We start from the raw sequence: 19,421 nt of genomic DNA, 5'->3' as shown, positions 1-19,421 counted from the left end.
TTTACTAGCCCTGTGCCGATAGCTGGCGCTTACCTGTCGGCTCTGCGTTCTCGGGTTCGGCATTCGCGGCCAGCAGACGATCGATCGCCGCGACCGCCTGCTTCGCGTCAACCACCATACAATTCGCGCCGGCCTCACGGAAGCGCTCGATGGAACGCGGCGCTTCATCGTCCGGGAGCTGCGGACGCATCACGATGATTCGCGTTTCGGGGAGCTCGCTGCGGATACGGCGACAATAGTTGCGCAGTTCCGATCCACGAGTCGAGGCAGCAGCGGCTATACAAATCATCGCGGGCGCCTGCCGAATCGCGGCACGCAGCGCTTCTTCCGCAGTCAGTTCGGGTGACATCAACGCAATCCGGTCGCGCCCATACGCCGTACGCAACATTTCGAGCACCAACTGGTCCGCCGGCGCGCGCACCGTCAAACCGATGATGTTTGTCTTCGGCATCAGCACATTCTCGATGCTCGGCAGCTGCTGCAAGGTCTCGGCGACCACATCCAGCACGAAGTCCGTGTCGTCCTCGCTGATCTCGTTCTGCTCGCGATGACTCAGAACCAACGTCACCGTGGGCACCAGCACCTCGTCGATGACGGCGAGCGGCCCCACTTCGTGCAGCATGCGATTGATCAGCACGCCCGCTTCATCCTCATCGCGCGCCAGCAAGCGTTGATAGAAGCGAACATGAGGCTGCAATGCGGGCTCGTCGGCGAAAATGACGGCGAGAAAACGCAGCGAGCGCACGTGCCGCCCCAGCACGGCGATGCAGACAGTCAGCGGCGTGGCGAGCAGCAATCCCACCGGGCCCCACACCCAGATCCAGAACAGCGCCGAGATCAACAGCGCAAACGAAGAAACACCGGTGCGATAACCAAATACCACCGGCTCGACGAAGTACGCGGTAATCAAATCCAACCCGAGGAATAGCGCCAGGGTCTCCGCGGTTTCGGACCAGCCCGGAAACGTCGCGAACGCGAGCGATGCCGGCATCAACGCCGAGAGCACCGTGCCCACGTACGGCACGAAACGCAGCAGCGCCGTCATGCCGCCCCACAACGCCGCATACGGCACGCCGATCCAGTACAGCCCCAAGCCCACCAGGATGCCGAAGCCGACATTGATCAGCGTCTGCCACACCAGGAACTGGCTGACCCGATAGGCCGCTTCGTTCATCAGGCGCGTGGTCATGGTCACGTTGCCGGCGCCGATCAAGCGTATGAAACGATCGCGCAGGTCTTCGCGTTGCCCGAGCAGAAACGCGACCAGCACGATCACGATGAACGCACTGGCGACCGGCTCGAAGATCGTGCTGAACGATTCGCGCAGGCGCTGCGTTGGCGGCAATTTCGTCGGCACCACCCGCACCGGCTGCGCCTTGCGCTGATCGGGATCGTCATAGAACTGATCGGTCACCCGATCCAGCGTGCGAGTGAACTGTTGAATGGCGGCGTCGTTCCCCATGCGCAACTGACTGAGCTTGCGTCGCATGGATGAGGTGTACTGGCTGATTTCGCCAGACAGCTGCGCGAACTGGTCGTACACGACGTAGCCCATGCCGCCAACCGCGCTCAGCGCCAGCACCATGGTGAGCGCCACGCCGGCAAATCTTGGCAGATGCATGCGATCGAACTGGCGCACCAGCGGCGTGAGCACGAAGGCGAGCACGACGCCCAGCGCCATCGGCAACAGCACTTCCTTGCCGGTGTAGAGGATCCCAACAACCAGCACGAGCGTGAGCAAAGTGACCCACGGACCGTTCAATCGTGCGGGTAATGGATTCTGCGGCACGTGAATTCAGCCCCTGCGGGGACGCTGATAGAAAAGACGACGTTGCAGAAACTCCGCGCCGCAGGCGCGGGTTCCTCATTTCTCGTCGGCAGGGGGCCTGGCTGAGCGAGAGCCCCGCGCAGTGGACGCTCGCAAAGTACGTAGCCGGGTCGTGTTCGACTCGTTTTCGTGGACCGGCGCGGGCGCGCCGATCATCAATTGTTCCAGATGCGCACGGGCCTGATCGATGAACACTGGCACCGTCGCCGCATTGATCGGCCGCGAAACCAGATAGCCCTGGACCTGCACGCCGCGGTCGTTCAGCAGAACGCCCAGCTGCGCCGGCCGCTCGACGCCTTCTGCCGTCACCTGCAGGCCGAGGCTGTGGCACAGGCCGATGATGGAACGCATGATGGCTGACGAGCGGCCACCGGTATCGATCGTGGTCACCAGGCTGCGATCGATCTTCACGCGGGTCAGCGGCAACCGCTCCAGCGAGGTCAGCGAGGAATAGCCGGTGCCGAAATCGTCCAGCGCAATGCTGATGCCGAGCTCGCGCAAGCGCTTCAGCGTCGCGATGGTGTTCGCACCGGTCTGCAACACATTCTCGGTCAGCTCGATCTCCAGACACTGCGCCGGCAATTGATACTGCTTCAGCAATGACTGCAAACGGCTGACGAAGCTCGCGCTCATCAGCTGTTGCGAAGAAATATTCACCGCGACGCGGGCCTTGGGCCAGGGGCCGCTGTGCCACACCGCCGCCGTTTGAATGGCCGTGCGCAGCGCCCAGTCGCTGATGTCGGCGATGAGCCCCGTCTGCTCGGCGACCTCGAAGAAATCCGCGGGAGAGACGACGTTGCCATCGGGCTGGCGCCAGCGTAGCAGCGCCTCGACCGTGTGCGTCTCCAATGTTTCGAAGCAAACTTCCGGCTGATAGAGCAGCTCGAACTCGCCCTGCTCCACCGCCCGCCGCAGCGACTGCTCGACCTTGAAGCGCGACGACGCCGCTTCCAGCAGCTGTGGCGCATACAGACTCCAGCAATTGCGACCCGACGCCTTGGCGCGGAACAACGCCGAATCGGCCGCTCGTAACAAGGCATGAGAGTCGGACGCGTGATCCGGAAAGATGCACGCGCCGACGCTTACGCTGATCCGTAGCTCGCGGCCGTGGACGCTCAGCGAGCGCTGGAATTCCTCCAGCACTGAGCGGCTCAGCCTCTCGACATCCCCTAGCTGATCTACTTCTTCGCAAACAACCGTGAATTCATCGCCACCCAGGCGGGCGCTGAACGAGCGCGAGAACAGGCTGTTCATGCGCAGCCGCTCGCTCACCGCCTGCAGCACGCGGTCGCCGAACGCGTGACCCATGCTGTCATTGATGGTCTTGAAGTTATCCAGATCGATGAACAGCAGCGCAAGTCGACCATTTCTCAAACGCGCACGATCGATGGCTTCGTCCAGATGCGCGAGCAAGTGCCGGCGATTCGGCAGATCGGTCAGCGGATCGTGGTGCGCGAGATGATTCAGCTCGCGCGTGCGCTCATCGACTCGCGCTTCCAGCTCCAGCTGGTGCACCCGAACGGCGTTCTGTGCCTGCTGGAGTTGCTCGGCCATCTGATTGAAGGCTTCGGCCAGCGTGTCGAGCTCGGGCACGCCACCGCGGACAACGCGAGTTCTCACCGCGCCTCCCGCCAACCGACGGGTCGCGTCGGTCAGGCGACGAACCGGCGCCGTCACTCCAGTGACAGTGACGACTGCAATGCCGATCAACAACAGCATCGCGATGCCGCTCGCCCAACCGAGCCGGTGATCGGCCCGGTCCGACGCTTGCACCGCCAGCTGATCGGCATCGGCGAGCGCTCGTCGCGCCGGCTCCACGAGCTTCGTCACGACCATCCCGGAAATCTCGGCGGCGTGATCGCGAAACGTCACCGACTGCTCATTGAACGTTTCGATGCTGGCGAAGGCAGCTCGCCGTCCGGCCACCACGCTGTTGAAATTGTCCTTCACCTGATCGAGCCAGGCCTGGCCGTGCAACGTCGCCAGCTCGGCCGAGTGCTGCTGCAGTCGGGCGCGAAATGCATTTTCACTCGCGATGATGAGCTGCAACGAGCGCGGCGACGACAGGCTCGCAGCGGCGCTGACCTGCTCACGAACGCTGGACAGCGTGCGCGATAAATCCATTAGCTTTTCGCTCGCGAACACCGCGCCCGCGAAGCGCACTGCGTTCGCCTGCGGCGCATTGAGGCTCGTTTCCAACGTCTCGAAGCGCGCCCAGTAGTCGCGCATTCGAGAACGACGCGTCACACTGGTGCGCAGAAGATCGTCACCCGACTTCAGAAAGTCATTGAGCTCGCCGGCGAATGCAGGCGCGGGACGATCATCTTCGGAGAAACGCGAGGCCGCTTCTTGGTAGTCGGCGGCGGCTTCGGTCATGCGCTGGGCGGCGGCCTTGACCGGCTGTTGGGCGATGGTGCTGGTCTCGCTTTGATCGATGACCGCGCGCTCGTACATGGAAACGGCCGCAGCTAGGGATTCGGTGGCGCGCACCAGCGGCTCGTGCTGAACCAGCAGCTCACGAACCTTTTCCCGGGCCTCCCGGGCGCTCTGCTGGGTGGAAATATTGGTGACGATGACCGTCAGGCCGACCGCCGCAAAGCCAATGGCCACGCGCCAGGCCATGCCCGGCCGCCAACGGCCCGGGCGCGCGCCAGGAACTGGACTCGATGTTCCTTCGCCAGAGTCGATCCCATCGGTTCGGCTTGGAGGAAGCTCCATCCAGTATCACTACGTAAGTTAAGAGCCGGCAATGTGCCACCGGCTCTGTCCCTGGTCTGTAGGAACTCGATTGGATTGAGCAGCAAGTCTCGCTTTGCCGGCCATCCGAACCTGGCCTCGCGCTGCGATTTAACTTATCGGCCGCCGACCGGCACCGGTGGCGCAGTGCGTTCCGCAAACTGCCCGTTCCAATACGGGTAATAGGGATACGGCGGCGTCACCGCGCTGACCGCATCCAGCCTCGCCATTTGCTCTTGCGATAGCTTCCAGCCGATCGCACCGAGATTCTCACGCAGTTGTTTCTCGTCCCGCGCACCAATGAGGATCGTCGAGACGGTCGGGCGCTGCAGCAGCCAGTTCAACGCGATCTGCGGGACCGATTTGCCGGTTTCGGCAGCAACTTCATCGAGCACATCCACGATGCGATACAGCCGCTCGTCATCCACCGGCGGACCGATGCTGGCCGTGTCGTGCAGACGGCTCGACTTCGGCAGCGGCTGACCGCGACGGATGCGACCCGTCAAGCGCCCCCAGCCGAGCGGGCTCCACACCACCGCGCCGATGCCTTGATCGAGTCCCGCCGGCATCAGCTCCCACTCATAGTCACGACCGAGCAGCGAGTAGTACGTCTGGTTGGCAACGAAGCGCGAGTAACCGTAGCGATCCGCGGCGGCTTGTGACTTCATCAACTGCCAGCCCGAAAAGTTTGAAGCACCGATGAAGCGCACCTTGCCGGCGCGCACCAGATCGTCGAGCGTGGACATCACCGCTTCGACCGGCGTCATCGCATCGAAGTGATGCAGCTGTAACAAGTCGATGTAATCCGTGCCCAGGCGTTGCAGTGCGCGGTCTGTCGCGCGGATGAGGTGATACTTCGACGCGCCGACTGCATTCGCATCTTCACCGGCACGCAAGGTCAACTTGGTCGAGATCACCACCCGATCCCGCCGCCCTTTGATCGCGGCGCCGAGGATCGACTCGGACGCTCCGTCCGAATACACGTCGGCCGTATCGAAGAAGTTCAAGCCCGCATCGAGGCTCACATCGATCAGCCGCCGCGCCTCTTCCACGTCGGTATTGCCCCACGCACTGAATAGCGGTCCTTTGCCGCCAAACGTGCCCGCGCCAAAGCCCAGCGCCGAGACTTTGAAGCCCGACGCACCCAAGAATCGATATTCCATGCCTGCTCTCCAACGTAGGGGTCGCCCCCAGACCATGGATCGCAGGTTAGGCGTGCGGCCGATGTGTTAAAACCACGCGCATCGACCAGCACTTTCTACGTTTCGTTGAGAATCATGGACCACTTGGGCGACTTGAACCTGTTCCTGCGCGTGCTCGATCTCGGCTCGATCAGCGCCGCCGCTCGCAGCCTGGATCTCTCGGTCGCAGTAGCTAGCCAACGCCTTAAGCGGCTGGAGCGCGGCTTGGGCGTTCGGCTCTTACACCGAACCACGCGCCAGCTGCAGCCGACGCCGGAAGGTGTCGCGCTGGCGGATCAAGGCCGTCACCTGGTCGAAGAACTGGACGTGCTGACCAGCAGTCTTGCGAACAACGCGAAGAGCATCGCGGGCACCCTACGCGTCACGATCCCGGCATCGTTCGGTCGCCAGTACATCTCGCCGTTGCTGCCGCAATTCATGGCGCGCCATCCTCGGCTGCGTCTGGACATCGACCTGTCGGACCAGATGCGCGATCTCGTCAGTGAAGGCCTCGATCTCGCCCTCCGCATCGGCGCCCTGAAGGACTCCGAGCTGGTGGCAACTCGTTTGGCTGCAAATCGGCGCGTCCTCTGCGCATCGCCGGATTACCTGCGGCGTCATGGCACGCCGAAGAAGCCGGAAGACCTCGCCAAGCACGAATGTTTGCTCATGTCGTCGCATCGCGAATCGCCCAACGTCTGGAAACTGCGCGACCCGGAGGGGAAAGAGACGGACGTACGCCTGCAGGGCCGTGTGCGAAGCAATCTCGGCGAGGTCATTCGTGACGCCGCCATCGGCGGCCTGGGCATCGCGCTGCATTCGACCTGGCACGTGTGCGAAGACCTGCGTGCCGGACGGCTCAAGGTCGTGCTGCCTGATTATCAGCTGCCAGACAGCGGCATCTATGCAGTCATGTCCCAGCGGCGGATGGTGCTGCCGCGAGTGCGAGCGTTCGTTGAGTTCCTGAGTCAGCAGTTCGGCAAGACGCCGCCGTGGGAACGATACCTGGCCGAGAAGTCTTCAAAGAAGTGACGTTACTCGAGGAATCGTCATGGTGTACGAGCTTTATTACTGGCCGGGCATCCAGGGGCGCGGCGAATTCGTCCGGCTGGCGCTGGAAGAAGGCGGCGCGGAGTACATCGACATCGCACTGAAGCCCGGTGGCGGCGTGGCCGCCATGAACAAATTTCTCGAAGGCCCGCGCGTGCCGCACCCGCCGTTTGCGCCACCCTTCCTCAAAGTGGGCAAGCAGCTCATCGGCCAGACCTCGAACATCCTGCTGTATCTCGGCGGACCGTTGAAGCTCGCGCCTCGCGATGAAGCAGGCAAACTTTGGGTGCACCAATTGCAACTGACCGTCGCCGACCTGGTCGTCGAAGCGCACGACACGCATCACCCGATCGCGGCCGGCCTCTATTACAAGGACCAGAAGGCAGCCGCAAAGCGCCGCGCCGAAGATTTCCGCGAGCATCGCATTCCGAAGTTCTTCAACTATTTCGAGAAAGTGCTGACGCGCAATCGAACCGCCGGCCCGTGGCTCGTCGGTGGCCGGGTCACCTATGCGGACCTGTCACTCGCACAGGTCGTTGCAGGAATTCGTTACGCGCTTCCCAAGGCGTCGGCGAAGGCGTTGCGCAAACATCCGCGATTGCTGAAACTCCACGACGCCGTATTCGACCGCCCGCGCATCAAGCGCTACGCCGAATCAGGCCGACGCCTCGCATTCAACGACGACGACTTGTTTCGGCATTACCCGGAGCTCGATGGCTGAGGCGGCACCGACACGTGGGTGTAAACCACCTGCCATTTGCCGTTACGTTTGGCCCAGATGTCCGCGAACCGCAGCGTCAGCGCGAACGGCTTGCCTTCCGATGTGCCTTTGAGATGGACGAGCCCGCCCATGACCGCGCCGTCGCCCCAGGCCTTCTCCACCGGCTCCAGCACTTTGAAGGGCTCGATCTTATAGCCGGGCGAGAGATAGTCGGCGATCAGCTCTGACTTGTTCTGCACTTTGCCGCTGCTGTTGACCAGCACGTAATCGTCAGCGACCAGGCGGCGCAGCTCGGCGCCATCCGCCTTCACCTGCGCGTGATCGTAATCGTCGACGGCCTTGCGCAAGTCCGCCGGAATCTCCGCCGCGATCGCAGCTGCTGCCCAAGCGAAACACGCGAGCAGAACAGCCATGCATTTCTTGAACACTTTGAGCACCTCATCCCTTGCCGATGAGGCATGGTACTGGCCGTTATGCCGGCAACAAGGCCGGACGCAGGCCACGATCGGACAACTTGCGCAGGAATAGCGGAAGAATCTTCAACAGCTGGTCCGGCCGATTGTGCTTGTTCTGGCCGTCGTGCATGAGCACGATGTCACCGGCCTTGACCGCGTCGAGTCGCTTCTCGATGCCATCGGCCGCTCCGAGCGGGCCCCAGTCGATGGCGCTGACATTCCACAGCACGACCTGCTCGCCGCAGCGATGCGCCTCGTCACTCATGCAGGCGCGTTCGCGACCGTGCGGCGGGCGATAGAACCCGGGCTGAACACCGAGCACATCGCTGATCGCGTTTGCCCCATCGCGCACCTGTGCTCGCGCAGCCCGTTGCGACATGAACCACGGATGCCGATGGCTGAACGTGTGATTGCCAACGGCGTGCCCAGCCTCGTGAGCTCGTCGCAGCAGATCGGGCAAACGTTGCGCCTGTTGGCCGATCGCGAAGAACGTTGCCTTCACGCCCTCTTGCTCGAGCGCGTCGAGCACGCGCGGCGTCCACTCGGGATCCGGCCCGTCATCGAACGTGAGATAGACGCGGTTGGCGCACATCGCTAGCCGACCTTCAATTTATCCAGATTGCGCGACAGTGCCTCTCGCGTCAGCCAGTAGAGGCGCGGCTCCGCCTGCTCGCGATTGCGAATGCGCGCCGCCGGCGCGAACACCCACATCAGCATCTTGAAATGCGCCGCGAGCAATCGCGTCTTCCACGTCTTCGGCATCGGCGTGCTCACGAAACCGACGACCTCGCCGTGCGCGGGAATCCAAGTCGTGCCCTGAAACACCCGCACATCGGCCAACGAGGGATCGTTATGCGCTGCCTCCGCGAGCTTCCGCAGCGATTCGCGCATCAGCTTGGCAAAACGAAACCCGACCCGGTGCATCGATCCCTCGCCCAAGGCGGCGATGCTCGCATTGTTGAAGTGCAGCCGGCCGATGACGTCGTTATCCCGCAGTAGCGTGCCATCGTCGAATTTCAACTCCGGCCCGCGATAGTGCGAGCGGCCGACGAACAGCACCGGCCCCAGCGTTTTCAATTTGTAGCGCCGGTAGTACCACGCGTCGATCAGGCCGAGCGCGCGCTGCGCGAGCCGATGCATTACCTTCATGGAGTTTGTTGAGCCACTGCCCGGTTGACGGAGGCGAGGTCAAGCGCCAGCTGCGCCACTTTGGTCGCCCCGTCGCGCTGACCGAGCAACCACGCGCGACGCTGCATATTCTGCAATACATCCCGATCGCGCAGCAGTGCATCGACTCGGTCCAGCAGTTCGCCATCGGCGACCAGGCCGCCGACTTCGTGTCGCGTGAGGAAATCGACGTTGAAGCCTTCCTGCCCGCCGAGCGAACGCGTCGCGAGCAGCGGCCGGCCACAGGCCAGCGCCTCGGCGACGGTGATTCCGCCCGGCTTGCCGACGACCACATCGGACGCGCGCAGATAAATGTCCATGCGATCGGTCCAATCGCAAACTTTCAAACGCTGCGGATGCTGGGCCGCGAGCCGATCCAGCACCGCACGCGCTTTGTTATTGGTGCCGGGCATGACGATGACGTGCGTCGACGCCGGACGCTGCAAGAGCGACATCGCCGCCGAGTCCACACTCAGCCCCAAGCCGCCACCGAGCACCAGCACGACCTGCGCATCCTCCGGCAAGCCAATCGCACGCCGCGCCTCTGCCTGCGACAGCGGAAACGCGAAATCCGGCATCAACGGCACACCGGTCACGACTGCCCGCGAGGTTGTCGACGAGCCATCCCCTTCCAGGATGGACGGGTGCGCAACGCAGTAGCGATCGACACCGCGCTGCTTCCAGAAATCGTGCACGCCAAAATCCGTCAGTACTCCGATCATCGAGGCCTGCACCTTGCCGCGTTGCTTCAAATAGGACGTCATGGCGGCAGGAATCATTTGGGTGCTGATGATCACATCCGGCGCGAATTTTCGAATCGCCGGCTCCAGGCGCCGGATCAGACGCAGGTACGTGAATTTCCAGAGCGCCAGCCGGGCGCGCACGCCATTGCCCGCAAGACTGTCACCGTCATATGGCATCGACGCGCACAGCAACGAGTACAACAGCTTGTCCGATGCATATCGGCCGCCTCGCGGAATGCTCTGCCCCTCCTTCGAAGCAACCGAAGCTATCAATTCGAGTACTTCGAGCACGGCGCGCGGCGGACCGGAACGACTCTCCAACACCTGGCGCCACGTCCCGGCTTCCAGGTGATACAGACGCTCATACAAATCGGAGTGGTTTTGCACCAGATCCAGATACGTCGCATGGATGGCGCGCGCTGCGCCGGCGTTCATCAGCGACCAGAAATCGACGGTGGCGACCTGGGCCTGGTCCTGCAGTGCCGCCGCGACCGCTTGCGCGGCCCGCACGTGCCCCAACCCCAGACCCGACGTGAGCAACAGCACTCGAAGCGGCGGACCGTCGTGAGATATCGGCTGATCGTTGTCAGAAAATACGAATGCTTCGTGAGCGGGGTGCGATCCTGAACTGGGTAGATCGAGGCGCATGCCGTATTCCGATGTCCGGCGGCGCCGCCGGGCGTGCAATGAACATTACTCCTTTGAATGCCCCATCGTAGTCCTCGGTTCCGGGCACCGCATGAGGACATTGTTCATTTTCAATCACTTCAGTCGTGATGAGCGGTGCGCTCAATGCTTGGGCGCAGGCCGTTCAGCCAGCGGCGGCATCACCCACATATATATGCCGTCGGCGCCGAGATTGACCGAACGATCCGGCGGCCAGTCTTTGCCCATGTCGAAATCGTGCGAGACCACGCGCGCGCCCGGCCGCAGCTCGGCAAACAGTTTCGGTTTGAGACGGCGATTCAATTCGGGCAAGAGATACAACATGACCACCGTCGCCTCGCGCAGATCGGTCTCGAACATGTCGCCGACTCGGAATGTGACCAGTTGCTCGACGCCCTGCGCTTTGGCATTGGCCCGCGCTTCTCGGATTCGAGCCGGATCGAGATCCACGCCGACGCCACGTGTGCCGAACTGCTTGGCGGCGGCGATGACCATGCGCCCGTCACCGCAACCGAGGTCGTAGACCACATCGGTCGCCTTGATCTTGGCTTCGTAGAGCATCCGGTCGACCACTTCATGCGGCGTGGCGACGTACCAGACGTCGAGCTTGCGCTTGGGTTTGGTCGGCTCGACCTCGGAGCCGGCGGCCACCTGGCAGAGCGCCAGCAGTATTAGCCCCAATAGCGCGAGTGCAGGGTGCGGCACTTGGTTAGACGGTCGCAAGCAACCTCCGCCGACATGATCACCGAACGATCAATCCAACGCCCGAGCCATCTTCCGCCGCAGATGCGTGAAGTCAAGCCTCGGTTATCAAGAAGTTATCCACCGCTTCTGTGGATATCTGGGCGCTGGCGCGACTCACTGCTAGAATTACGCGCTTCGACGATATGGGCCTGTAGCACAACGGTTAGTGCAGGGGACTCATCGATAAAAGGTGCCTTCGTGTGCGAAAGCCACGAAGTGGACGGGATGAATTCAGGGAACCCTTCCGCCTCTCCTCGCGGGGACGGCGTGGCAACCCTGAGCCAAGCCGGCGGTACACCGCCGGAAGGTGCAGAGACTACCTGAGGGCGGGTTCGATGCCGGGACTTCGGTCCTGCGACGAATCCGAGCGCCCTTGATAACAGGCTGGAGCGTCCCGCACCCCACCGCTCACTTCGAATATCCGGCTTCGGTCGAGTGTTCGAAAGGCGCGGGTGAAGAGATAGTCCACTCCCTTTGGAAACATCGGGACCACAGTGAATCCCTTGGTTGCAGGTTCGAATCCTGCCGGGCCCACCATTTCTTTGCGCGCTTCGGTGGCAGACGGATCAGTCAGTCCGGGAACTGATCGCAGCAATACTGCGATGTTGCAGTTCCTCGCGCGCGGACGGGTTGGTCGCATAGCGAGCCAGCGCGGCGGCGAGAACCGTTCCATCGATGCCGAAATTGCGGGGCGCGATGAAGACATCCACGTTCATGAGTGCGCGGTTGCTCGCGACGTGTTTGCGGAAGGCTTCCGTCTCTTGCCCGGGGTCGATCGTGACGATCTCGGCATTGCACAGTCGTATGCCGACGAAGGGGTTGTCCGCATACTCGATCGAAACCACGTCTGCGATGTTGTCCCAGCCGACCTGATAGCGGTACGTGCGTTCGCCGAACGTAATTGCGTCGGGATCGAAGCGCAGGTACTGGCGCCGGTAGAACCCGAGCGCAAGCGCAATCGCGACGCCGACACCGACACCGACCAACGCGATGAACGCGCCCAGCAGCCGAAAGAGCAGCGGATAGTCGATGCCGATGAAGCAGCAGACCGATCCGACGAACATGCACCCGAACGCGATCGCCGGCATGTGAGCGCCTTTCGCATAGATATTGACGCGGCCCGCGACCTTTACCGTTGCTCCCTGCCACTGCTTCTCGCGTCGCTTGCGAAGGATGTTCGTCCAAAAGACGAGTGCGCACGAACCGAAGAATGTGATTGTGACGACAGCGGCGCGCCAATCGTGCGTCACAAGCAATAGCGCGACCGCACAGAATGCCAGGCTCGTACCTAGCAACGCCCAGTCCTGCACGTTGGGGCCGAGCGCTCGTGTGCCTTTGCGTTGCTCGCCCTTCCGTCGCCGCCCGAGCGAGCTATCGACCACTCCGATCAAGGTGGCAAAGCCAATCAGCAGCCAGACAGAAACATCGAAATGGAGCCCGACGAATATTCCGACCGCCAGCACGCTGTACAGGACGATTTCGGTTTTCGACGCGAACATTCGAACTACTCATCTGACCTGACAAGTATCTGCGATGCAGGACCGGACGTTCTGACGAGGCGAATGCTCCGAGTTCGCCGAAGGAAGTGATTGGAAGCTTATTGCCGAAAGCTCGAGGTTTAGCAGACGCAGTTCTCAAAAGCATGCGCCTCACCGTGCGCATGAAACCAAAGTTGACCGCCGCTCGAACTTGGATGATTGGTCAGCCTCCCCCTCTCGTGTCACAGCCGCGAACGTTCGTCCACGCGATGCCAGCCTCGCGTTCAGTACCATCGTCCCGCGAGACCGAGTCGGGGCACGAATCACGCGGACACCTCTCGGGTATGAACAAGAAAGCGGCGCTGGCCCTGCTGGGCCTGAATGACAACAAGGATCGAGTCAGAGTGGCACAGGCATATGGCGAACGGCTGGCTGTGCTACAGGACAAGCTCATGTCGGCGCAGTCCGAACAAGAGCGCAGCGCCCACGGCGCCGAGCTCGCCGAGTTGGGCAAGGCTTATGAAATGCTCACCGGCACAGGCCACCGCGCGAAATCAGATGAAGCGCCGGCGACTGTGATCCGCTCGGGCACGATGCAGTCCTCTGCATCTTCCCCAGATGTATTCGTTCGCATGGAGCCCGGCGCAGTCATCGCGGGTCGTCTGGAGATCGGCGCATTGCTCGGGGAAGGGGGCATGGGCTGTGTGTACGCCGCACGCGATCGTCTGAAAGGTGAAGACGTGGCGATCAAAGTGTTGCGGCACGACTTGCAATTCAGCAGCGCGGCCAAGGATCGTTTCCTCGCCGAGGCAAAAGTCTCCTGCAGCCTGTCTCATCCCAACATCGTGCGCGTGCATGACGTTGGCACCAGCGGCGGCATCTACTACCTGTCCATGGAGCGGCTGAAAGGTCACACGCTGCGCCATCAGATCGAACAGTATCGCAGGAAGAATCGCGCGTTCCGCATTGCCGAGGTCACGGACATCGCACATCAGCTGATCGATGCACTCGATTACGCGCATCGTTACATCATGCACCGGGACATCAAGCCGGAGAACATCTGGCTGGCCGACGATGGCACGGTCAAGCTGATGGACTTCGGCATCGCGCGGGCCTCGAGCGATTCTCAGATGACGCAGACCGGCGTGACGCTCGGCACGGCTTATTACATGTCGCCGGAACAGCGCGTCGGTTCGAAGAAGGTGGACTGGCGCACCGATCAGTATGCGCTCGGTGTGGTGCTGTATGAACTATTGGCTGGCACCTTGCCGACCGGCGCGGTGCAGCCGATCGATTCGATTCGTCGCGACCTGCCGAAACGCTATGCAAAGGCGCTGATGCGAGCGATGGCGACATCGCCGCGGAAGCGCTTCCGATCGTACAACGAGATGCTGGCGGAGATGCAGTTGCCACGCTCGAAGCGGTCGTTTCGTTTTGGCGGCTTGTTGTTGGTCGGCGCCGGACTGACGGCGACGGGGTACGCCGTCTGGAAGGACCCTGCTTGGGAATCAAAGCTGTCCGCCGCGGTCACCGCGCTGAAAGCACAGTTAGCGGGAGCGGACGCGTCCGCCGCAGCAAAGGTGGAGCCTTCCGATACAGGAGGTGCAGATGGCCCCATCTCTGCCGAAGCTCCACCGCCGGAAGAAATGTCCTGGGTCGCGACGGCCCTGGCGAAGCCTGAGCCTCAGTCGGCGCCGGAGTTGCAGACAGTGCGAGTGCCGGACCCGGACTCAGAGTCGAACTCGGAGTCAGCGCCCGGCCTTGAGGCATTGTCGCGTTCAGAGCCGGAACAATTGCCAAGCTCAGCGGTGGAATCGGAGCCCGAGCCGGAGGCATCGCTGCAAGCTCCGGCACCATCGCTCGATGCCGGCATCGATGCGCAAGGCAATCAATGACTGCCGATTCTGAGTCGCTCTGATCAAGCGGCGCGTTACATTTATCCGCCGCTGCTCAGGAGATGACCGCTCCAGTGACCCCCGAATATCGCTGCAAGCAATGGTGCAGATCGACCAGCTCCATCTCCAGCACATGAGGCAGTGCTGGCAGGGCCGGCAATGCGCCGCCTTGCGTGATCGCCGAGATGATTCCGTCGATCGCTCCACGCACTCGCGCGGCTCCATCGTTGACGAACATCGACGCCGCAGTTTCTCGGGCTGCACCACCGCCAAGCTGCTCGATGGCCCAGCACGTTGAGAGTGCGCGATAGGCGAGACGTTCGACGGCCGCGATTACCGGCCACAGCTCCTCGGCGGCAGAGCGCTGAGAGCGAGATGCCACCAAGCTGTCTTCATAAGCGTGGTTGAGTGCGAAGCTCGCGAGTTGCAATGCGCGGCGGGATTTCCTGGCGTCGGGCGTTGTGACTTCGCCGCGAGCGAGATGGCCCGTCGTCTCTGCTACAGATCGCAACACACGCGCCAACTGTTCTGGAATCTGACGTGCTGTAGAGCGAGGCGGCAGCAGCCGAAACACGATCAGCGCGAGGACGCATCCCACCAACGTATCGATGCCTCGCGCCCACAGAAAACCGCCTGCATCCTCGACGGGATGGCCGCCTGCGGCGATCGTCAGCGCTGCGCCGGTGATGAACACGACCGCGAGCGCGTAGTTGCGCGTCACAAGCATCTCGATAGTGAACTGGAGCGCCATGATCGTCAGCGCGAGCCACACGCCTTGTGGATGAATGATGAGAATGGCGCCGGCGAGCAGCAAGCCAATCCAGGTGCCCAGCAGTCGCTCGATGCTTCGCTGGAGCGTGCGCATCCAATCGAATCCCTGGTGCAACATCAGCACGGTCGCGGCCACTGCCCAGTACGCGCGCTCGAAATGAAATATCGACGTAAGCGCACCGGCGAGGACGGCGGCGACACCCACACGCACGATCACGCGCATTGGATTGGAGCCAGGCTGCAGCGCTTCGAGCATTGCGGCGCCGGCGCTGGGATGACCGAGCGGGATGGCGTTCCCATCCAGGGCCGGGACAGTTTGCGGATCACGCACCTGCCCGATGAACTTGTGCAGATCTTCGGTGAGTTGCGGGCGCGGCGATTGATGACGACTCGCGTCGCCCATTGCCTCGGCGAAGCGCAGATGTATCTCCCGATTCAAAGCGCGAAGCCGCGCGACGGCACCGACAGCAGGCACTTGCGAAGGCTGATGATTCACCAACGTCGTCCAGGCCCGATGCAAAGCGAAGGCCGCGCGAAAACGAGCTGCGCTTTCTTCTGGATTGCCGACCGAGTTGATATAGCCGATCACTGCTCTGCCCGCCGCGGTCACTGCACTTCGCTCGGGTGCGCGATAGGAGATCAACGCGCCGGCCATATGGAATACCCACGCGAACGCTCCGCCGCCGAGTACTAACACCGCTGCTCCCACCGGCCCGATGTGCGCTGCCGGCATCGCCGTGCCGGCCGCACATGCAAGCGCGAACATGTACGCGCCGGGCGGCCCGATCTGCAGCGCGTTACTCAACCAGGTCGCGATCATCGCGAGTGCCGCGACTGCGATGACCACCGCCCAACCGACCGGGGCCACCCAGATTCCGATGCCCACGCTGAACGCGAAAGCGAACGCGATCACTGCGAGCTGCATCGCGCGGCTGAAGTAAGGACGCCCACTGCCGTACAGCGCCGTGAACCCACCGATCGAAGCCATCAACCCCGCAGACGTATCACCTGCAAGCCAGCCAGTGAGAATCGGCGCCCCCATACACAGCGCCGCCCGCAACGAAAACCACACCCGCCCCGCCGGCGCCGGCCGCAGCTCGAACAGACCACGAAGAATTTGCCTGGTGGGAGACTGAGAGTTCGATTGAGACATGCCGACACCAATATGGCGAACTCACGCATGGCTTACGCGTGGTTCGTTGCATGTCTGCCTATACCAATAGATGCTGCATATTGGTATCAGGGGGGCGCCATGACTGAAGCCCGGCGCGGCGGCGATCGACTAGCTAAACAAATCCGACTGCCCGCCCTCTTCGCCGCGAGGCTTGATCAAGTCCGGGCCGTCGTTGCGGTTGCTGTTGACCAGATTGCTCACCGGATAAGCAAACATCATTCCGGAGGGAAACTGTTTGAGCGCCGAGAAGGCTTCGGTGGGCGTGCCTGTGAGCCAGGTCTCGTGATCTTCCTGGGCGAGGATCGCGGGCATGCGTCGGTCTTCCTGCGGCAGGAGCACGCGCTTGCCGGCAGTCTTCTTTGAGTTGTGAATATCAGCCATCAACTCATTCGCCGGCATGGTGATGACGGTGCAGGACTCGATGACTTCGCCTGAGTCGGTCACTGACCGATCCCACAGGCCGGCGAGGAAGAAGGGATCCTGATCGACGACGGTAATGTAGTAAGGCACAGCGACTTGCCAGTCCGGCGGCTGAGCCTGCCATTCATAGAAGCCGGATAGAGCCACCAGGCAGCGCTGCCCCCGCCGCCAGGCATCTCGAAAAGATGAATTGGTCTGCAGCGTCTCGATGCGCGCGTTGATGGTGTTGCCCATGGCCTTGCCGCGGGCCCAGTGCGGGATCAAACCCCAACGCAGGTGAGCGCCTTCGCGCTGACCCTCGAATTCGCGCACCACGCGCACGACCGGCACGGGATCGGTCGGCGATACGTTGTAACGCACGCCGAACAATCCCTGCGATCGAAACCGCGACGCCCAGCTGCGACGCTGGATTTCGACCGCGCGCTCGATCGCGGCTTCTTCGGGAGAGACATAACGACCACACATGGCGTCATCCTAACATCCGAGCCTCGAATCCCGCCGAATCCCGCAATGGAACGAATGGCGACCCGGCGCGATTCGATACTAAGATGGGTGGATCATGAAGAGAATCTCCCTGCTGCTCCAGTGCGCGCTGCTGGCCAGCTCGCTGTCGCTGGCCGCGTGCCAGGCGACGCCGCCGGGGCCGCCGCTGCAGCCGGTGGCGAGCGTGGACCTGCCTCGGTACATGGGCGACTGGTACGTCATCGCTCACATTCCGACCTTCCTGGAGAAAGGCGCCTATAACGCCGTCGAATCGTACCGGCTGCGCTCCGACGGCACGATCGTCACGACCTTCACGTTCAATCAGGATTCGCCCGACGGGCCGCGCAAGACTTATCAGCCCAAGGGCTTCGTCCGTGACACTCGGAGCAACGCCGAGTGGGGCATGCAGTTCGTCTGGCCGATGCAGGCGGACTACGTCATCGTCTACCTCGATTCGCAATATCAACAAACCATCATTGCCCGCGAGCAGCGGGACTATGTATGGATCATGGCGCGCACCCCGCGCATTTCGGCGGTGGAATACGACGCGCTGACAGACCGAGTGCGCGCGCTCGGCTACGACATGAGCTTGCTTCGACGCGTGCCGCAGACTCAACCTTGACCGGGAGCTTTCCATGACCAACGTCGGCTTCATCGTCGGCAGCCTTCGCAAAGGCGCGTACACCCGCATGTTGTCTCGGGCGATCGTCGAGATCGCGCCGCCATCGCTCCAGCTCACGGAGATCCGCATCGGCGAGCTGCCGCTATACAACCAGGACCTGGAAACGGACACGCCGCCGCCGGCGTGGACCACGTTCCGCAATCAAGTGAAGAGCAGCGATGCGATTCTGTTCATCACGCCCGAATACAACCGCGGCATGCCAGGCGGTGTGAAGAACGCCATCGATGTCGGCTCGCGCCCGCCAAAACAAAGCGCCTGGCGCGGCAAGCCCGCAGCCGTGATTTCGCTCACCCCCGGCAAGCTCGGCGCGATGGGTGCGCATCAGCAGCTGCGCCTGACGTTGTCCGTCCTCGGCGTTCCGGTGATGCCGATGCCGGAGGTCTATCTGGCAGAGGCAGGCAAGCTGTTCGATGGCGATGGCAAGCTGGTGAGCGAAGACACGAGCAAACTGCTCAGCTCCATGCTCAACGACTTCGACACCTGGATCGGCCGCTTCAAATAGCGGTGCTTACTTCTCTTCGGGAGCCTGGTCCGGCAGCGGCGGAATGACCTGACCGGGATACCAGAACTTCAGGTGGCAGCCTTCGCACACCTGATCCATGGTTTCGCCGGCGTCCATGATTCCTTGCGGACTGCGCTCTTCGGCAGCTTTGAGGAACTGAACACCCACATCGTGCAACGCCTGGCCGAAGCCCACGAACGTTGCGCGATCCGCCGCGATGGCTTTTTCGGCTTGCTCGGCTGTCAAATTTCCTGGCGTACCGTGATCTTCGAGTTGTTTGCCTTCGCGCGCGACATGCCGGCCATCGAGCAGCAGCAGATTCGCAGCCTCGGCCAGGATGATCGCGTGCTTGCGCACTTCGGCCCATTCCTCATCGGTGCGCGGCTGCTTCTCCTCGACACCTTCTGCAGTTTCGGTCGTGCTGACCGATTCCCATAGGAAGTCCGCAGACGGATCGATCATGTCTCTCATGATGTCCTGCATGCCCGCAGTGAGTTTGACCGGGCTCGGCGCAGGCGCTTGGACCGGCGGCTCGGCTTTGCCACACGCTCCCAGCGCGCCAGCAATCGCTACCGTCATCAGAACCCTGGCCACCCGCGGTGAGTTGATCATCCGGCCACCCTGTTTTTTGGAATACAGGTCGCCACTGTACCGGCGCCTCTAGCGGCCTTCATAAAATTAGAGTCAAGATGGCCTGCACTTTGGAATGTGACCGCCCTTAAACC

17 protein-coding genes are annotated in these 19,421 nt (G+C 62.4%); 5 read left to right on the top strand and 12 right to left on the bottom strand.

The features are described 5' to 3' along the window. Positions 1 to 4: 4 nt before the first annotated feature. The 3 genes from EK373_RS07610 to EK373_RS07600 all read right to left on the bottom strand — a co-directional run bounded on the left by EK373_RS07610 (position 5) and on the right by EK373_RS07600 (position 5,727). Positions 5 to 1,789 (bottom strand): AI-2E family transporter, encoded by a 1,785-nt coding sequence (locus EK373_RS07610; protein ID WP_157994270.1) that lies wholly within the window; start codon positions 1,787 to 1,789, stop codon positions 5 to 7. Positions 1,790 to 1,864: 75 nt separating this feature from the next. Continuing rightward, the gene (locus EK373_RS07605; protein ID WP_198683132.1) at positions 1,865 to 4,450 is read right to left on the bottom strand and encodes a putative bifunctional diguanylate cyclase/phosphodiesterase; all 2,586 of its coding nucleotides are present in this window, start codon (positions 4,448 to 4,450) and stop codon (positions 1,865 to 1,867) included. Between the two features lie 230 nt (positions 4,451 to 4,680). Then, on the bottom strand, positions 4,681 to 5,727 hold the full coding sequence (locus EK373_RS07600; RefSeq protein ID WP_129642099.1) for an aldo/keto reductase: 1,047 nt from the start codon (positions 5,725 to 5,727) through the stop codon (positions 4,681 to 4,683). 114 nt (positions 5,728 to 5,841) lie between these two features. On the opposite strand from EK373_RS07600, the gene EK373_RS07595 reads away from it, so the two are divergent. Continuing rightward, on the top strand, positions 5,842 to 6,777 hold the full coding sequence (locus tag EK373_RS07595; protein ID WP_129642098.1) for a LysR family transcriptional regulator: 936 nt from the start codon (positions 5,842 to 5,844) through the stop codon (positions 6,775 to 6,777). 19 nt (positions 6,778 to 6,796) lie between these two features. Then, the gene (locus EK373_RS07590; RefSeq protein WP_129642097.1) at positions 6,797 to 7,516 is read left to right on the top strand and encodes a glutathione S-transferase; all 720 of its coding nucleotides are present in this window, start codon (positions 6,797 to 6,799) and stop codon (positions 7,514 to 7,516) included. Here EK373_RS07590 and EK373_RS07585 read toward each other — a convergent pair. The 6 genes from EK373_RS07585 to EK373_RS07560 all read right to left on the bottom strand — a co-directional run bounded on the left by EK373_RS07585 (position 7,495) and on the right by EK373_RS07560 (position 12,790). After that, positions 7,495 to 7,929 carry a nuclear transport factor 2 family protein gene (locus tag EK373_RS07585; RefSeq protein WP_129642096.1) on the bottom strand — a complete coding sequence of 145 codons (435 nt, stop codon included), beginning with the start codon at positions 7,927 to 7,929 and terminating at the stop codon, positions 7,495 to 7,497. The two genes, EK373_RS07590 and EK373_RS07585, sit on opposite strands and share 22 nt — an antisense overlap. A 58-nt stretch (positions 7,930 to 7,987) precedes the next feature. Beyond that, positions 7,988 to 8,563, bottom strand: a complete 576-nt coding sequence (locus tag EK373_RS07580; protein ID WP_129642095.1) for a polysaccharide deacetylase family protein — start codon at positions 8,561 to 8,563, stop codon at positions 7,988 to 7,990. 2 nt (positions 8,564 to 8,565) lie between these two features. Next, positions 8,566 to 9,120 (bottom strand): YkoP family protein, encoded by a 555-nt coding sequence (locus tag EK373_RS07575; RefSeq protein WP_129642094.1) that lies wholly within the window; start codon positions 9,118 to 9,120, stop codon positions 8,566 to 8,568. After that, positions 9,117 to 10,529 (bottom strand): MGDG synthase family glycosyltransferase, encoded by a 1,413-nt coding sequence (locus EK373_RS07570; RefSeq protein WP_129642093.1) that lies wholly within the window; start codon positions 10,527 to 10,529, stop codon positions 9,117 to 9,119. The genes EK373_RS07575 and EK373_RS07570 overlap by 4 nt, the downstream gene beginning before the upstream one ends. Before the next feature lie 141 nt (positions 10,530 to 10,670). After that, a complete protein-coding gene (locus EK373_RS07565; protein WP_129642092.1) occupies positions 10,671 to 11,270 on the bottom strand; it encodes an SAM-dependent methyltransferase in 600 nt (199 codons plus the stop codon). A gap of 587 nt (positions 11,271 to 11,857) precedes the next feature. After that, entirely contained in the window at positions 11,858 to 12,790 is a 933-nt protein-coding gene (locus EK373_RS07560; protein ID WP_129642091.1) for a hypothetical protein, read from the bottom strand. A 323-nt stretch (positions 12,791 to 13,113) separates the two neighbouring features. Between EK373_RS07560 and EK373_RS07555 the strand changes: the two genes are divergently transcribed. Beyond that, positions 13,114 to 14,664 (top strand): protein kinase domain-containing protein, encoded by a 1,551-nt coding sequence (locus EK373_RS07555; RefSeq protein ID WP_157994269.1) that lies wholly within the window; start codon positions 13,114 to 13,116, stop codon positions 14,662 to 14,664. 55 nt (positions 14,665 to 14,719) lie between these two features. Here EK373_RS07555 and EK373_RS07550 read toward each other — a convergent pair whose 3' ends face one another. Together EK373_RS07550 and EK373_RS07545 are read right to left on the bottom strand one after the other, a co-directional pair. Further along, positions 14,720 to 16,588 carry an FUSC family protein gene (locus EK373_RS07550; RefSeq protein WP_198683131.1) on the bottom strand — a complete coding sequence of 623 codons (1,869 nt, stop codon included), beginning with the start codon at positions 16,586 to 16,588 and terminating at the stop codon, positions 14,720 to 14,722. Positions 16,589 to 16,717: 129 nt separating this feature from the next. Continuing rightward, a complete protein-coding gene (locus tag EK373_RS07545; RefSeq protein WP_129642089.1) occupies positions 16,718 to 17,494 on the bottom strand; it encodes an SOS response-associated peptidase in 777 nt (258 codons plus the stop codon). A 94-nt stretch (positions 17,495 to 17,588) separates the two neighbouring features. Between EK373_RS07545 and EK373_RS07540 the strand changes: the two genes are divergently transcribed. After that, positions 17,589 to 18,134 (top strand): lipocalin family protein, encoded by a 546-nt coding sequence (locus EK373_RS07540; RefSeq protein ID WP_129642088.1) that lies wholly within the window; start codon positions 17,589 to 17,591, stop codon positions 18,132 to 18,134. A 13-nt stretch (positions 18,135 to 18,147) separates the two neighbouring features. Continuing rightward, a complete protein-coding gene (locus EK373_RS07535) occupies positions 18,148 to 18,696 on the top strand; it encodes an NADPH-dependent FMN reductase (RefSeq protein ID WP_129642087.1) in 549 nt (182 codons plus the stop codon). Positions 18,697 to 18,702: 6 nt separating this feature from the next. Here EK373_RS07535 and EK373_RS07530 read toward each other — a convergent pair whose 3' ends face one another. Beyond that, positions 18,703 to 19,308 carry a hypothetical protein gene (locus tag EK373_RS07530; RefSeq protein WP_129642086.1) on the bottom strand — a complete coding sequence of 202 codons (606 nt, stop codon included), beginning with the start codon at positions 19,306 to 19,308 and terminating at the stop codon, positions 18,703 to 18,705. Between the last annotated feature and the right edge of the window lie 113 nt (positions 19,309 to 19,421).

Origin of the sequence: Peristeroidobacter agariperforans, assembly GCF_004138335.1 — a bacterium.
Lineage (GTDB): Bacteria > Pseudomonadota > Gammaproteobacteria > Steroidobacterales > Steroidobacteraceae > Steroidobacter > Steroidobacter agariperforans.
The sequence above is the reverse complement of the archived record's forward strand: the minus strand, read 5'-3'. Positions and strand labels throughout refer to the sequence as shown.